Genomic DNA, 13,970 nt, shown 5'->3' with positions numbered 1-13,970 from the left:
TAAAGAGGCATTCAAGCAGCTGTGATCCCCTAAGATCTCAAGTCAGTCGTCTGGGTCATAAAAATCAGCTCGATTTTAGTGAATTCATTAATACTTTATTGTTTATTTTCAGAGATTTAAATCAACCGACCGCGTCAGACCAGTTGCCAATCTTCGGCCTTTTCACGCCTGCTCCTTGGGCAACTTACCGCTTAGCGCCGAGCCTCAAATCGGCGAGATTTCGCAATATTGCACCGCAGCACACCCTAACAGGCCGCCGCGGTCCTCTGCTAAAATCTCAGATGCTAATGATATCAGCGCGGCAACGACGCATAGAGCGCCACGGCGGCAGCGTTGGAGACGTTTAGCGAGCCAAAGGCACCGGCAAAGTCGATTTTCACCAGTTGATCGACGGTCTCCTTGGTTTTTTCCCGCAACCCCGGCCCTTCGGCCCCCATGACAAGCGCAATGGGTTGGTCTTTGCGGCCTTCCAGCGCGGTTTCGATGGTCTGCTCTGCTTCACCGTCCAAGCCCAAAACCAGATAGCCCATGTTCTGCAATTCGGTGATGGCGTCCGCGAGGTTGCGCAGACGCAGGTATGGTTGACGCTCCAATGCGCCGCTGGCGGTTTTGGCCAGCGCGCCGGTCTCGGGCGCGGAATGGTGGCGGGTGCCGATCACGGCCAGCGCGCCGAACACTTCGGCGGAGCGCAAAATGGCGCCAACGTTATGCGGGTCGGTCACGCGATCCAGCAAAAGCAGGCGTTGTGGGCGGTCGTCATCAGCAATTGCGCGATCCGCCAGACGGCCCCATTCCAACGCTTTGACCTCAAGTGCCGCGCCTTGGTGCACAGACTGCGGATCAAGCGGCGCGGTGAACCTGCGCGGGTCTGCCATCTCGGGTGTCATGCCCGACTCGGCAATGGCGTCGGCCAGCTTGTCGGCGGCATTGCGTGTCACAATCAGGCGCAGTTTTTCACGGGCGGGATTCGCCAAAGCGTCGCGCACTGCATGCAGACCAAAAAGCCACACGGTTTCCGACGCGGCCTTGCGTTTTGCCTGCTCTTTTTCGACCACCCACTTCGGTTTTTTCACGGCCAACATCCCTTAAAAAGCTGAGGCCGCATCAATGCGCCGCCAAGCCGCCGTGTGCAAGGTATTTTCTTGTTGACGCCCTGAGCGCATCACAGTAATCAGCCCCTCACACCACGGTCGCAAGACCAAAGAAAGTGGGCGACAGGCCGCAAGGTGTGGCAGGGGACTGTAACTCCCTCGCGGAGACGCACGCCTGGTTCGATTCCAGGGTCGCCCACCACTTTCTCCCCAAAACCAGAGACACAAGTAACGCCACTGGGCGTGGTTTTGTGGCGACTCAAAGTCGCTTGAAGCTCAACGCGAAGCGGCTCCGCCTGCACAGATGTCAGCCACCTTTGATGTTACGTTCCATCAGGCGTTGAAACAGGCGCGGGCTGGCGCGGTTGATCAGCCAAGACAGCCGTGCAACGCGACCTACGGGGATCATCGGGGTGTCGCGCTTCAGGCCGTTCAGGATGATTTTGGCCGCGTTTTGCGGCGTCATGTAATCAATTCCGTCCGCTGCAGACCCGGGCCGCGCGATGCCGTCGGTCTGACGTTGATCGTTGCCGATATTGGTCGCCACAAATGACGGGGCCGCGATCAAGGTGGTGACGCCAAACGGAGATTCCTCAGAACGCAGCGAACCAAAGAAGCCTTCGAGCGCGTGCTTGGATGCGGCATAGGCCGCGCGTTGATAAAGCGGCGCAAATCCGGCGACCGAACTGATCGCGATGTGGGTGCCTTTGGCCTTGCGCAGCGGCACAAGGAACGCGCGCGCCATGGCCACGGCGGCAAAGTAGTTTACCTCAAACACCTTGCGGTGTGTGGCGTCCGGCGTGTCAGAGAAAGCGCCAATTTGGGTGATGCCCGCGTTATAGATCACAAGATCAATGGAGGCCGAGGACGCAAGGGTTTTATCAACTGCATCAGAGAGTTGCGCCGCGTCCGTCAAGTCGCATGAAATCGGCATCTGGGTGGCGGTTTCGACCAATGTCGACGTGTCCAGATCCAGCAAAACGCAGCGCCATCCTTCGGCCTGCAAAGCTGCGCTGAGCGCTTGGCCAAGTCCGCCTGCGCCTCCGGAAATTACAGCGGTTTTCATAAGCCCACGCTCTCTTTCCAATAGTCAAATACTTCGCGGCTGGTTTTTTGCGGAGTGTAGCCAAAAAGGTTTCTAAGCGCGGCGTTGTCCAAAACCGGTCGGTATTGCAAAAACCGCACCTGTTCCGGTCCATAACGGCTGAGACCAAGCGGACGCGCGATGCCCAGCGCGGCCTGCAACGCCCAAGCCGGAAGGCGCAGCACAGGTTTGCCAAGCGCGCTTGCGAGGTCATCGATCGCCATGGCCCCGTCCCCCGCCACATTGAAGATGCCTGCAGGCCCATCGGTGGCAGCGCGCGCAAGAATGCGGGCGAGGTCGTTGGTCCAGATGAACACAAAAGGGCTGTCGCATCCGGCAATCGCCAGCAAGCGGGGTTTGTGAAACAACGCTGTGATCTGGTTGTCGGTCCCCTGCCCCAACACGGTGCCAACCCGCAGAACCACCTGTTCCAGTTCAGGGTTGGTGTCGCGGGTCTCGGCGAGCATGTCTTCGACGAGGCGTTTGTGATGGGCGTAGGCGAATTCTGAGTTACCTCGCACCGGATCGCCCTCAGTAAGCGGGACCGGATTGTCAGCATGATAGCCATAAGCCGCGCCCGAGCTTGTAACCACAAGCCTTCGCGTGCCTGCCGCAAGTGCTGCGTCGATGACTCTGCGGGTGCCGGTGACATCCACCGCATAGGCAAAATCGCGGCTGCTGCCTTTGGGCGGGGTCACGATGGAAGCGAGGTGCACAATCACGTCCGGCGCGAAATCTTTGATAACGCGGGCCGGATCATCTGTGGTCACATCCATCCGCTCAAATCGGGCATTGACCGGCAAGTCCGGCGGCGCAGCAAGATCGGTGGCCACAACCGAGTGGTCGGTGTCGGCCAGAACATCCAACAGGGCCCGCCCGACCAGACCGGCGGCGCCAGTGATCAGAATAAGGCTCATCGTTGGGCCTCCGTCCGGTTCATGACTGCGGCCAATGCAATGCCGGAAATCGCGTGCCAGATGCCCCAGAAAGCCGCGACCACGGCCATGCCGCCCAACCCGCCAAAGAAGCCAAAGATCAGGATCAGGCCCAGGCCCGAGTTCTGTATGCCGGTTTCAATGGTGATGGCGCGGCGGTCAAACGGGCTGAGTTTGGCCAGAGTTGCAGTGACAAAACCGCCGCCCAGCGCCAGCGCGTTGTGAATGACCACCAAGGCTGCCACGGCGCCTGCAAAGCCTTTGAAATAGTCCCAGTTCGAACCCAATGCCGCGAGGATGAAGGCCACAAAGATCGCCATCGACAGATATTGCAGCGGCTTGCGCAGACGGGCGGTAAGTGCGGGGCGCAGCACGTTGAGGGTGATGCCAAGGATCAAGGGCAGCACCAGCATGAAGCCGACCGTGATAGCCACCGACACCGGATCAATCTGTGTGGCCTGCAAAATTTCTCGGGTGGGCGCATAAAGGTTGCCGTAAAATGCAATATTGAGTGGTGTAAGAAGGATAGCGCCAACCGTGGCGAAGGCCGTCATGCTGACCGACAAGGCAGCGTTGCCTCCGGCGCGATGGGTGATGAAGTTGGAGATGTTCCCCCCCGGACAGGCCGCCACAAGGATCAGGCCAAGTGCGATGGATGGTTGGGGCTGCGCCAAGACAACCAGCAAAAACGTCAGAACCGGCAGCACGATGAACTGCGAAAACAGTCCCGTGATCACCGGCTTGGGCGCTTTGGCGAGGCGTTTGAAATCGGCGGGCGTCAGGTCAATGGCGATGGAAAACATCACCACGGCCAGAATGCCGTTCAGCAGTGTCAAAGACCCGGCGCTGAAGTTCAGCACAACCTCGTCCAAACCAGCATATGCTGTCGTGTTCATGGTGTGCCCTCCCCGGCAAGTTTTTTGATCCAACCTGTGACCGCACCGCGATAGGTTGCTTTGTCGACGTAGTAGGCCATGCGGGCCAGATCGAGATACTGCATTCCGCCGGTGGCGCGTTCAAAGCCTTTGGCTTTCTCCGCCTTAAGCGTGCGAGCAGAGGCGGTATTGTTGCGCAGCCCTTTGACATAGCGCACCACCATCTCGGCCTGCTCATGGCGGCCTTGCCAACCCAGCCCCGTCGCCTCGATCATGCCAAGCACAAAGACATCGTCGCGCGTCGGGTGCATTGCATTCAGATAAAGATGCGGCGCGCTTCCTTGCCAGTTGAGCAAATCGGGCGCGATGAACGGGTAGTGCAGCTTGTAGCCGGTGGCGGCGAGGATCATGTCATAATCCGCGCTGCGGCCATCGGTGAAGGTCACGGTATTGCCTTGGATGTCCTTGATATCGCTCTGGATAGTCAAATCGCCATGGCCCGCGTGGTACAGAACCAGCGAGTTCACCACCGGATGGCTTTCGTAGAGTTTATAGTCAGGCTTGGGGAAGCCATATTTTTGCGGATCGCCAACGAACCAGCGCAGGATCAAACTGTCGATCGGCCGCTTGAGCCACATTGGCAGCTTGATCGCGCCGCCCATGGTGTCCGCGGGTTTGCCAAAGACGTATTTTGGCACAAAGTAGTAACCACGGCGCATCGACAGATCGCAGCTTTGGCCGTGGTGCACCGCGTCCACCGCGATGTCACAGCCCGAGTTGCCCGCCCCCACCACGAGCACCCGTTTTCCGGCAAACTGCTCGGGGTGGCGGTATTGGCTGGCGTGGATCAGTTCGCCGTCAAACTGACCGGGAAAGTCCGGCATGTTGGGTTCCGAGAGAGTGCCGTTGGCGATCATCACACCGGCGAACGTTTCCTCATGAGCGCCATCTGTGTCACGCCAGGCGACGCGCCAGCCCTCGCCATCCGCGCCCACAGGCGTGATTTCGGTGACTTCAGCGCCAAACCGATAATGACGACGCAGATCAAAGTGGTCAGCGAAGTCGCGGAAATAGCGGGCCATTTCGCGATGGGACGGGTATTCGGCGACGTCTTCGTCCATCGGGAAATCGGCAAATTCGGTCATCGTCTTGGACGAGATCAAATGCGCGCTTTCATACATTGTCGACTTCGGCGCCTCGATGTCCCAAAGGCCGCCGACGTCCGAATGTAGCTCAAATCCCTGAAAGGCGATCCCCTGTTCGGCCAACACTTTGGCCGTGGCCAACCCCATCGGTCCGGCCCCGATCAGGGCGTATTTTTCCGTTTGTGACTTCACGTCTTGCTCTCCTCTTCCCATTTTTAAATTGAACAAACGTACAAAATAAGGCAAGATAATTCGATGCAGCAGGATTTTTTACAGGAAAAACAACGGAAAAGGGCGCCTTCCCAACGCGCTCTGGCGACTCGCTCCAAGGTTTTGGACGCCGCCGAACTGGTGTTTTCACGTCATGGATTCGATGCGGCCTCGATGCGCGAGATCGCTCAGGAGGCCGGTGTGCAGGTGGCTTTGGTCACCCATCATGGCGGCTCCAAGGAAGAGCTGTTCTGGCGGGTTGTGGCGCGACGCGCAAATGATCTGTCCCAAGCCCGCATCGATGCGCTCGAGATGCGCCGCTTTCGCGGGCCTTTGACCGTGCATGCCATCGTGGAGTGCTTTTTTGCGCCCTATCTCGAAAAGGCGGAAACCGGCGGTGCGGGTTGGTTTGCCTATGCGCGTCTCGTGGCGATGGTGTCGGCTGATCCACGCTGGGAAGATCTGGCCAAGATCTGTTTTGACCCGACTGCCCAGGTGTTTGTCGATGAGTTGGTGCGGCTTTACCCCGCAGCCTCACAACGCGCGGCGGCGGCCGGGTTCGTCTATTCGGTATCTGCCCTTCTTGCGCTGCTGACCACGGAATGGCGGATGCAGGCGCTTGGCGATGCGCGGTCCTCATTGGCGGAGCGGTTTGAAGAACTCGTCTGCTTTTGCGCTGCAGGATTGGATGCCAGCCTCAGCGCGGATGGCGGTGTTTAAGGCAACAGAACAGCAGCGCGATCAAAAGAAACCACATCCGTTCCAAGATCATCGTAAAGAATGCTCACCTCAATAGTTTGCACGGATCCAAGCTCGCGACTGATATAGACCTGCGCGTCTTCGGGAATGGCCATGGCATTGGCGATGTCGGGGGGGCACTCCGGAATGGAGAACGCTTCCTGATCCCCGCCGTTGATCGAGTAGTGCACCTCGTAAAGTCCGCAGCGCCAGCTCATCAGATGGGTGAAATACACAAGATCCTGTCCGTTGAATTCACGCACCCCGATCCAGCTGGTTTTGGTGGCATCAAGGATCGGGCGCACCTCGGTGGCGGTCAGGAAGTTGCCGGTTGGCGTTTGATCCTCCGCCACCCGATGATCGTCGGCAAAAGCGGTGCTTGCGGCCAACCCGACGATGCAGGCAAATGTCGTCGTGATCTTCATATCAATCCCTCCGATTCAAAAAATTCAGCTTTTGCCGCCTTTTGCATGGCGCGTTCGCGGCCTATAGTCTTTGCAAAGATCGTGCAGGGCATCAGGCAAAATGGCAAGTAAAGCGCAAAAAAACGCGTCCTTTAACATCGTAGTGGTCGGGCAAAACGGCCGTCTGCAATATGAAGCCGTGTTGTTTGTCGCCTCGCTGCGGGCCAAGTCGCCTGCGTTTTCAGGGCGTGTTTTTGTGGCTGAACCTCAGCCCGGCGTGCGCTGGACCAAAGACCCGCGCATGTCCAATCCGGATGTTGTTGCCCTGCTCAAACAGATGGACGCGGAGATCCTGCCGTTTGAAAGCCGCCACTTTGGCGAGAGCTATCCCAATGGCAACAAAATCGAGCTTTTGCGTGAATTGCCCGCTGGCGAGCCGTTTGTGTTTTTTGACACCGACACGCTGATCACTGGCGACATCAGCAAGGTGCCGTTTGATTTTGACCGTCCCTCGGCCTCTCTCAAAGTCGAAGGCACATGGCCCGAGCCGCCGCTGTATGGACCGCAATACACTGCCATCTGGAAATCGCTGTACGACAAGTTCGACATCGAATTCGAGAGCACCTTGGATCTGAGCCAACCGGATGAATACTGGCGGCGCTATCTCTATTTTAACGCCGGTTTTTTCTATTACCGCTGCCCGCATGAATTTGGCGCGCGGTTTGAAAAATACGCCCTGCAAATCCGCACGGACCCGCCCGAGGAACTGGCCTGCCAATCCCTGGATCCGTGGCTTGATCAAGTGGTGCTGCCGCTGGTGATCCACGAGCTTGGCGGCGGGCGCGACGCGCTGCCGGACGGGTTTCTTGATGGTACGGTCAGCACACACTACCGCTTGATCCCGCTGATGTATGCGCGCGAAAGCGATCTGGCGGTAGAAACGCTCGAAGAGGTTGCGGCACCCAACAAAGTCAAGAAGGTGCTCAAGCAGTACGACCCATTTAAGCGCATGATCTATCAAGGGCGTGGGCACAAGGCGCGCGCGCTGTTTGATCAAGCGCACCTGCCGCGCCGCGAGCAAGTCATCCGCAACACCCTGCGACGCAACGGATACTGGCTGCGCTGAGCACGGCCAGTATCCAATTGCCTGGTTATTGCTGTGCAGTTTCCGCGGCGTAGAGTTCCGGCAGAAAATCCGCCAGATACCCCATCTCTTCGATGGCATGCTGCATCAGATCAACCCCGTCTTGATGGGAGACCAACAAACGGCGCGCAATCATGGTATTGCCCAACAGGCCTTGGAGTGACGGCACTTCGTCGTTGCCGTCGCGCTGCGCTACAAAGCCCACCCAAAACCGGCTGCGCATTTCGGCACCAAACTCGGTGTTGCGCACAATGTGACACATGCGAACGGCATTAAGCGGCTCTTCAAGCATGCCGGCACGGGCGCAGATGGCAACGTCGTCATCGTTCTCAAGAGGGTGCCCGAGGATGTCCTCGACGGGCACAAATTGAATCCGGGCCTTGTGCAATTCTGGGCCAATATATTCATGCACAAGATGGCTCGCGCCAATGATTTCACCCGGCTTCTTGTTCTCCCAATCCATCCAGACGTGCGCTTTGGGATGCCAGAGCTTGTAGTGGTCGGTTGTCTGCAAATAGTCGGCAAACCACCAATGTACCATCTCTGCGCTGACGCCGGGCATGCGGGTCAAGGCGCCGACTTCGATGATTCCGTTGGGATGGCGTTTCACGCCGGTTTCGAAATCGGAGTAGCCGGACGCATCGGCGTGATCCGGGGTTGGTGTGCCGGAAAAGGGCGGCGTTCCGAAGTAGGCGATACCAAGCCCAATAACGGCCGCGCCCAGAAAAAAGAGCTTCATTGTGTGGTCCTCAAAGTTTCTGCATCAATTATTCTATAGTCATAGAATAAATTAGGTGCTGGCCGCATCAACTTGAAACTATCTTTCTTTTGGCCGATGCAGAGGCAAGCACAGGAGACGCAAATGACAGACACTCCCAACCGCAAACGTGGCAGGCCTTCGTCCAAAGCATCGGACGATTTGAAACCTGCGCTGCTGAACGCGGCGGTAGACCTATTCGCGCGCGACGGGTTTGACGGGGTGTCGCTCAGTCAGGTTGCCGGAAGCGTGGGTGCGGACGTTGCTTTGATCCGGTATTATTTCGGCTCCAAAGCCGATCTTTGGGACGCCTCGATGCGACGCTTGTCAGAACAGTTCGCCAGCGATATCGCGCGTATTCTAAAGCCAAACGATGGCTCGGCAACGGGCGCTCTCAAGGCGATCATCCATGCCTTTGTCCACACATCCGCAAAATGGCCGCAAGTCAGTCGGGTTATCGTGTTTGACGGTGACAAAAATGATGCGCGGGGCGACGCTATCCACAACTATTTTGTTGCGCCTTTTTATGCAGGGTTGACCGATCTGATCGCAAAGGCCGTTGCGGAAGGCTGCATTGCAGATGTCTCTCCGCGCACAGTGTTTTTCATGATCACCCACGGAGGGTCTTTTCCAATGGCCCTGCCCGCGTTGACCAATCGTTTTGAAGGCGGCGACATTCTTTCGCATGACGCCATAGCCGCCCACGCAGACGCCATCATAGCCCTTCTGATCCGCGAAACCTGACGGCTTAGACAAAAAGGCGGACCGGCTTTCATTCTTCACATCTGGAAAAACGCGGGAAAGCGGTCCCTTTTGCACCAGCGCCGTTGCGCCCAACCCGCTCTGCCCCTAACACTTGTCCCCGACATTTTACGGGAGGATTTCCAATGACCGACGGCCCAACCTACGGTTTTGACACGCTGCAAATTCACGCGGGCGCACGCCCTGATCCGGCGACCGGTGCGCGGCAGACGCCGATTTACCAATCGACGGCTTATGTGTTTCGCGATGCCGAACACGCGGCGGCGCTGTTTAACTTGCAAGAGGTCGGCTACATCTACTCGCGCCTGACCAACCCGACCGTTGCAGTTCTGCAGGAACGCATTGCCACGCTCGAAGGCGGCGTTGGCGCGGTTTGCTGTTCATCCGGTCACGCGGCGCAGTTGATGGCGCTGTTCCCACTCATGCAGCCAGGCTGCAATGTGGTGGCCTCTACCCGTCTTTATGGCGGCACGATCACGCAGTTCAGCCAGACCATCAAACGCTTCGGCTGGTCCGCGACTTTTGTGGATTTTGACGATGAAGCCGCTGTCGCCGCTGCTATCGACGAAAACACCCGCGCGGTGTTTTGTGAATCTGTAGCCAACCCAGGTGGCTATATCACCGACATTCCTGCAATTGCGGCGATTGCCGACACCGCGGGCGTGCCACTGATCGTCGACAACACCTCGGCGACGCCATACCTGTGCAACCCGATTTCTCTGGGCGCTACGCTGGTTGTGCATTCCACCACCAAATACCTGACCGGCAACGGCACCGTCACCGGCGGCTGCGTTGTGGACTCGGGCAAATTTGACTGGTCTGCGTCGGACAAATTCCCGTCGCTGTCCCAGCCCGAGCCCGCCTATCACGGCCTCAAGTTCCACGAGACATTTGGCCCGTTGGCATTCACCTTCCACGGCATTGCCATTGGCCTGCGTGATCTTGGTATGACCATGAACCCGCAAGCGGCGCACTATACGCTGATGGGCACGGAAACTCTGTCGTTGCGTATGGAGCGTCATGTGCAAAACGCTGAAACCATTACGAAATGGCTGGAGAAGCACGCGCACGTCGACTACGTCACCTACGCCGGTCTGGACAGCTCGCCTTATAAAGCGCGGGTCGCATCTGTGTGTCCCAAAGGCGCGGGTGGCCTGTTCACCATTGCGCTTAAGGGCGGCTATGACGCCTGCATCAAATTTGTCGACAGCCTTGAGATTTTCAGCCACGTCGCCAACCTTGGCGATGCGCGTAGCCTCGTGATCCACTCGGCCTCCACCACCCACCGTCAGCTGACACCGGAGCAGCAGGAAGCGGCAGGAGCCGGACCAAATGTGGTGCGGGTTTCCATCGGCATCGAGAACAGCGAAGATCTGATTGCGGATCTGGACCGGGCGCTAAACGCCGCGCACAGCTGATCTCAGAACAATAAACGAAACGCGCCGCGATCCTGTCGCGGCGCGTTTTTCTTTGGGTGAAAGTCGTGATTTAGTCGGTCAGCTCAAGAACCATTGTGACATGCGCGGTCACCGACAGCTCACCTGGCGCCACTGGCACCGCATCAAAGCTTGCCATCGAAGCACGCATCATTTCCGGACGCGGCATTGCACTGCCGGACTCGGAGATGGACACCACGTTGCCCAAGCTGACGCCTGCTGCGTCGGCATAAAGCGCCGCTTTGGCCAGTGCATCGGCCACCGCGCTGCGCCGCGCGTCGTCTTGCGCGCGTTTCGGATCACGCAAACCAAAGGTGATGCCGCTGATGTCATTGGCGCCCGCCTTGACCAAGGTGCCCAATACGTCTCCTACAGTCTCAAGATCGCGGACTTTGACGCTCAGACGGTTGGAGGCCGAAAACCCGAGCAGCAGAGGCCGCTCATCTCCGTTGCGGTTTCGGTCATATACAGCGCGCAGGCTTAGGCCACTGGTTTGCATGTCGCGCGCTTCAATATCCGCGCCGGCCAAAGCCTCTAGCATGGCACGCGCCGTGTCGCTGACCACCTCCATCGCCATCTGTGCCGAGCTGGTTTGATGCGACACGCCGACCGAAATCACCGCCTGATCCGGTGCTTCGGTCACCACGCCTTCGCCAGTCACCGTGATGTGGCGACCTTCCGCGACGGCCACGCCCGCGCCAAGGCTGCTCCAAACCACCAATAAAATTGCTGCCAAACGCATCCGGTTCTCCCTTTTGTTCAATTCATGGAAACACCCTACGAGTAAACAGCACGTGCGCGGAATTTAGGAACGGCTTTTTCTTCCATGTCGGCAAGAACTTGCTATAAATTCTGCAATTCTAAGGGAAATGGGAAGTCCCGCCCGCCCGGATGCTAGGTCTAATACATGTCGCCAAGTCTCGCTTTGACACTTTCCTTCGAAGGCATCGGCCTTTTGACCCGCGTTGACGGCGGATGGCACTTGCTTGGCGAAGTGGGGCTGGACAGTGACGATCTGGCCGGCGAATTGGCTAAACTTCATGACTTGGCTGCGGTGCGGGTTGGTGTGGATTTCACCACGCTATTGGTGCTGCCCAATGATCAGATAAAGCTTCTGTCGTTGGATCTGGGGCGCATGCGTGCCAGCAAACAACAGGCTGAAATCACCCGCGTACTTGAGGAACAGACGCCCTACAAGGCCGACCAGCTGGTGTTTGATTCACGTGTTGTGAACGGCCAAACCCAAGTCGCCGCTGTTGCGCGCGAAACCCTTGCTGAGGCCGAGGCTTTTGCCGCGGAACATCAGTTCAATCCGGTGCGGTTTGCGGCGATGCCGGATCCTGTGATGTTTGACGGCACCCCGGATTTTGGCCCGACACAGGGTGCAAAGAACCAACATGTGGATCTGGACGGTGCCCCCATGGTTGTGGTGGGCTCAGGCCCTCTGCCTGAAAAACTCCCGATCCCGCCAGAGGATGTGATTCAACAGGACGTGATCGTGGCTGAGGCCGCTCCGGAGGCGCCTGCCCCGACAGAGCCGACACCCGAAGACACGGACGCTGCGCCAGAAGCGGCGCCTATGATGTCTTTCGCCAGCCGTCGTCAAGCCGACACCGCGGGCAATGCGCCGCAGCTTGGGGGCGCGTCGCGCGCCGCAAACGTCGCTGGCACCAATGCGCCGGAGGTGGCTGCAGCCCGCGTCACAACTGAACCGAAGTTGCGGTTCGATCCGGCCCGCGTCGTTGCCGGTCTTAAGGCGGACTCAGGGGAAGATGACCTAGGATCCGCTGAGAGCTCTGGCGAGGGTGCGGCAAGCGGTATGTTCCGGAGCCGCAACAAACAAGTCGGCGGCGGATCCAAAAAGAAGGCTGCCAAAAAAGACAAAGGCAAAAGGGCTGCGGTGGCGCCTTTGCCCGCAGCCCCCGAAGCACCTGCGGGCGCGTACGAAGCCAGCGACACGCTTGTTGCTGAATTGCCCGAGCCGGCCCGATCAAAACGCAGCGACCGGCGCAAGGTTGTCTCAGAAGAAAAAGAGAGCCTGACGGTCTTTGGCTCACGCAAAGACGAAGTGCGCGGCAAACCCAGACATCTGGGCCTGATCCTGATGACTGTTCTGTTGGCGTTTCTGGCCGCGGTGGCTGTCTGGGCGACCTATTTCCTTGATGACGGCGTGGCCGGATTGTTCGGCGACTCCGACGCCGATGTTGTGGTGCTGGAACCGCAGGCGTCACAACCTGTCGCCCCCGCCCCGACCCAAACCTCTGAGCCGGACACCACGACGGACGTTCCACAAGTCGACGTGCCACAGTCGCCCACGGACCTTGAGATTGCGGCGGTTGACCCGACCGACGGCGTCGACACCGAAGCTTTGCCGCCCACAACGCCTGAAACAATCACCGACAGTGCGGAAATCGAGGCCATGCTTGATGGCGTCGATCCGCTTGAATTGACAGAGGCCGAGGCAGAGGCCCGCTATGCGGTGACCGGAATCTGGCAAAGAGCGCCGTTGTCACCGCTGGATGTGCACAGCGAATCCGTTGACAGCATCTACACTCCCTCCATCGACGTCGACCTTGGTGCGTTGGACGCCATCGCGCTTCCGGCATTGGACGGGTTGAAAACCGACACCACCCCTGCCGCGCAAAGCAACCCGCCGGTTGCGGGGACACAGTTTGATTTTGACGCGCGTGGCCTGGTCATCGCCACGGCGGATGGCGCGCTAAGCCCCGATGGAATTCTGGTATTTGCCGGACGCCCTCAGGTCGAGCCGCCTGCCTATCCTAAACGTATCGTTGTCGCGACCGCACTGGCGGCGCAGACCGAGGAACGGCTTGCAACGCGTCGTCCGCGCCTGCGGCCCGCTGATTTGCTGGAAAGCAACCAACGCGCCACATTGGGGGGACTCACCCTCAATGAACTGGCGCGCATTCGCCCGACCCCGCGCCCGCAAAACGCAAAGGCCGAGGCTGAGGCTGACACGACGCCCACGGCGCTTGCCGTGACCACGTCTTTGCGCCCGCGCGCAAAGCCCGCCAATATTGCCCAGCTGGCGCATCGCGTGACCCCGTCGCTGACAACCTCTGTCGAGGCCGTTCCCGCTGCGGCGGCTGTTGCACCCTCTATCCCGACCACGGCCTCTGTTGCGCGGCAGGCCACAATTCAGAATGCAATCAACCTCAAGAAGGTTAATCTGATCGGCGTTTACGGAACCAGTTCCAACCGGCGCGCCCTCGTTCGGCTGAGCAATGGGCGCTACAAAAAGGTGCAAGTCGGCGATCGGATCGACGGCGGCAAAGTTGCGGCCATTGGCGAAGGCGAACTGCGCTATATCAAGTCCGGCAAGAACATCACGCTGAAGATGCCGAAAGGCTAAAACAGGATCACGCGCC

Annotated in this window: 13 protein-coding genes and 1 tRNA gene; 6 read left to right on the top strand and 8 right to left on the bottom strand. The window is 58.7% G+C overall.

Annotated features, from left to right (window positions below; translation table 11 throughout):
• Positions 1 to 293: 293 nt before the first annotated feature.
• Positions 294 to 1,082 carry a 23S rRNA (guanosine(2251)-2'-O)-methyltransferase RlmB gene (rlmB, locus tag PG871_RS10685; RefSeq protein WP_270729216.1) on the bottom strand — a complete coding sequence of 263 codons (789 nt, stop codon included), beginning with the start codon at positions 1,080 to 1,082 and terminating at the stop codon, positions 294 to 296.
• Between the two features lie 127 nt (positions 1,083 to 1,209).
• Here rlmB and PG871_RS10680 point away from each other — a divergent pair.
• Positions 1,210 to 1,293 (top strand) — tRNA-Tyr (locus PG871_RS10680).
• Positions 1,294 to 1,398: 105 nt separating this feature from the next.
• Here the strand turns inward: PG871_RS10680 and PG871_RS10675 are convergent.
• From PG871_RS10675 to PG871_RS10660, 4 genes are read right to left on the bottom strand one after another with little or no spacing between them, the layout of a single operon-like run.
• A complete protein-coding gene (locus tag PG871_RS10675) occupies positions 1,399 to 2,157 on the bottom strand; it encodes an SDR family NAD(P)-dependent oxidoreductase (protein ID WP_270729214.1) in 759 nt (252 codons plus the stop codon).
• Positions 2,154 to 3,092: an SDR family oxidoreductase gene (locus PG871_RS10670; RefSeq protein ID WP_270729213.1), complete on the bottom strand. Its 939-nt coding sequence runs from the start codon at positions 3,090 to 3,092 to the stop codon at positions 2,154 to 2,156. The genes PG871_RS10675 and PG871_RS10670 overlap by 4 nt, the downstream gene beginning before the upstream one ends.
• Positions 3,089 to 4,006 carry a bile acid:sodium symporter family protein gene (locus tag PG871_RS10665; RefSeq protein WP_270729212.1) on the bottom strand — a complete coding sequence of 306 codons (918 nt, stop codon included), beginning with the start codon at positions 4,004 to 4,006 and terminating at the stop codon, positions 3,089 to 3,091. The genes PG871_RS10670 and PG871_RS10665 overlap by 4 nt, the downstream gene beginning before the upstream one ends.
• Positions 4,003 to 5,322, bottom strand: a complete 1,320-nt coding sequence (locus tag PG871_RS10660; RefSeq protein WP_270729211.1) for a flavin-containing monooxygenase — start codon at positions 5,320 to 5,322, stop codon at positions 4,003 to 4,005. Before PG871_RS10660 ends, PG871_RS10665 begins: the two co-directional genes overlap by 4 nt.
• A 63-nt stretch (positions 5,323 to 5,385) precedes the next feature.
• On the opposite strand from PG871_RS10660, the gene PG871_RS10655 reads away from it, so the two are divergent.
• Positions 5,386 to 6,060 (top strand): TetR/AcrR family transcriptional regulator, encoded by a 675-nt coding sequence (locus PG871_RS10655; RefSeq protein ID WP_270729210.1) that lies wholly within the window; start codon positions 5,386 to 5,388, stop codon positions 6,058 to 6,060.
• Here PG871_RS10655 and PG871_RS10650 read toward each other — a convergent pair.
• On the bottom strand, positions 6,057 to 6,503 hold the full coding sequence (locus PG871_RS10650) for a hypothetical protein (protein WP_270729209.1): 447 nt from the start codon (positions 6,501 to 6,503) through the stop codon (positions 6,057 to 6,059). The genes PG871_RS10655 and PG871_RS10650 overlap by 4 nt on opposite strands.
• Before the next feature lie 100 nt (positions 6,504 to 6,603).
• Here PG871_RS10650 and PG871_RS10645 point away from each other — a divergent pair, with 100 nt between their 5' ends.
• Positions 6,604 to 7,608: a hypothetical protein gene (locus tag PG871_RS10645; protein ID WP_270729208.1), complete on the top strand. Its 1,005-nt coding sequence runs from the start codon at positions 6,604 to 6,606 to the stop codon at positions 7,606 to 7,608.
• A gap of 25 nt (positions 7,609 to 7,633) precedes the next feature.
• On the opposite strand, the gene PG871_RS10640 is transcribed toward PG871_RS10645, so the two are convergent.
• Positions 7,634 to 8,365, bottom strand: a complete 732-nt coding sequence (locus tag PG871_RS10640; RefSeq protein WP_270729207.1) for a DAPG hydrolase family protein — start codon at positions 8,363 to 8,365, stop codon at positions 7,634 to 7,636.
• Positions 8,366 to 8,488: 123 nt separating this feature from the next.
• On the opposite strand from PG871_RS10640, the gene PG871_RS10635 reads away from it, so the two are divergent.
• A complete protein-coding gene (locus PG871_RS10635) occupies positions 8,489 to 9,127 on the top strand; it encodes a TetR/AcrR family transcriptional regulator (protein ID WP_270729206.1) in 639 nt (212 codons plus the stop codon).
• A gap of 143 nt (positions 9,128 to 9,270) precedes the next feature.
• A complete protein-coding gene (locus PG871_RS10630; RefSeq protein ID WP_270729205.1) occupies positions 9,271 to 10,563 on the top strand; it encodes an O-acetylhomoserine aminocarboxypropyltransferase/cysteine synthase family protein in 1,293 nt (430 codons plus the stop codon).
• Between the two features lie 70 nt (positions 10,564 to 10,633).
• On the opposite strand, the gene PG871_RS10625 is transcribed toward PG871_RS10630, so the two are convergent.
• On the bottom strand, positions 10,634 to 11,323 hold the full coding sequence (locus PG871_RS10625; RefSeq protein WP_270729203.1) for an SIMPL domain-containing protein: 690 nt from the start codon (positions 11,321 to 11,323) through the stop codon (positions 10,634 to 10,636).
• A 165-nt stretch (positions 11,324 to 11,488) separates the two neighbouring features.
• Here PG871_RS10625 and PG871_RS10620 point away from each other — a divergent pair, with 165 nt between their 5' ends.
• The gene (locus PG871_RS10620) at positions 11,489 to 13,954 is read left to right on the top strand and encodes a hypothetical protein (RefSeq protein WP_270729202.1); all 2,466 of its coding nucleotides are present in this window, start codon (positions 11,489 to 11,491) and stop codon (positions 13,952 to 13,954) included.
• Positions 13,955 to 13,970 lie beyond the last annotated feature (16 nt).

The organism is Shimia sp. Alg240-R146, assembly GCF_947331465.1.
In the GTDB taxonomy this organism is placed as follows: domain Bacteria; phylum Pseudomonadota; class Alphaproteobacteria; order Rhodobacterales; family Rhodobacteraceae; genus Shimia.
This window is presented reverse-complemented; position numbering and strand designations above follow the sequence as displayed.

Coding starts and splice junctions, on each gene's coding strand:
- rlmB (WP_270729216.1), bottom strand. CDS start 1,082: ATGTTGGCCGTGAAAAAACCGAAGTGGGTGGTCGAAAAAGAGCAGGCA.
- PG871_RS10655 (WP_270729210.1), top strand. CDS start 5,386: ATGCAGCAGGATTTTTTACAGGAAAAACAACGGAAAAGGGCGCCTTCC.
- PG871_RS10645 (WP_270729208.1), top strand. CDS start 6,604: ATGGCAAGTAAAGCGCAAAAAAACGCGTCCTTTAACATCGTAGTGGTC.
- PG871_RS10675 (WP_270729214.1), bottom strand. CDS start 2,157: ATGAAAACCGCTGTAATTTCCGGAGGCGCAGGCGGACTTGGCCAAGCG.
- PG871_RS10670 (WP_270729213.1), bottom strand. CDS start 3,092: ATGAGCCTTATTCTGATCACTGGCGCCGCCGGTCTGGTCGGGCGGGCC.
- PG871_RS10620 (WP_270729202.1), top strand. CDS start 11,489: ATGTCGCCAAGTCTCGCTTTGACACTTTCCTTCGAAGGCATCGGCCTT.
- PG871_RS10625 (WP_270729203.1), bottom strand. CDS start 11,323: ATGCGTTTGGCAGCAATTTTATTGGTGGTTTGGAGCAGCCTTGGCGCG.
- PG871_RS10630 (WP_270729205.1), top strand. CDS start 9,271: ATGACCGACGGCCCAACCTACGGTTTTGACACGCTGCAAATTCACGCG.
- PG871_RS10635 (WP_270729206.1), top strand. CDS start 8,489: ATGACAGACACTCCCAACCGCAAACGTGGCAGGCCTTCGTCCAAAGCA.
- PG871_RS10650 (WP_270729209.1), bottom strand. CDS start 6,503: ATGAAGATCACGACGACATTTGCCTGCATCGTCGGGTTGGCCGCAAGC.
- PG871_RS10665 (WP_270729212.1), bottom strand. CDS start 4,006: ATGAACACGACAGCATATGCTGGTTTGGACGAGGTTGTGCTGAACTTC.
- PG871_RS10640 (WP_270729207.1), bottom strand. CDS start 8,365: ATGAAGCTCTTTTTTCTGGGCGCGGCCGTTATTGGGCTTGGTATCGCC.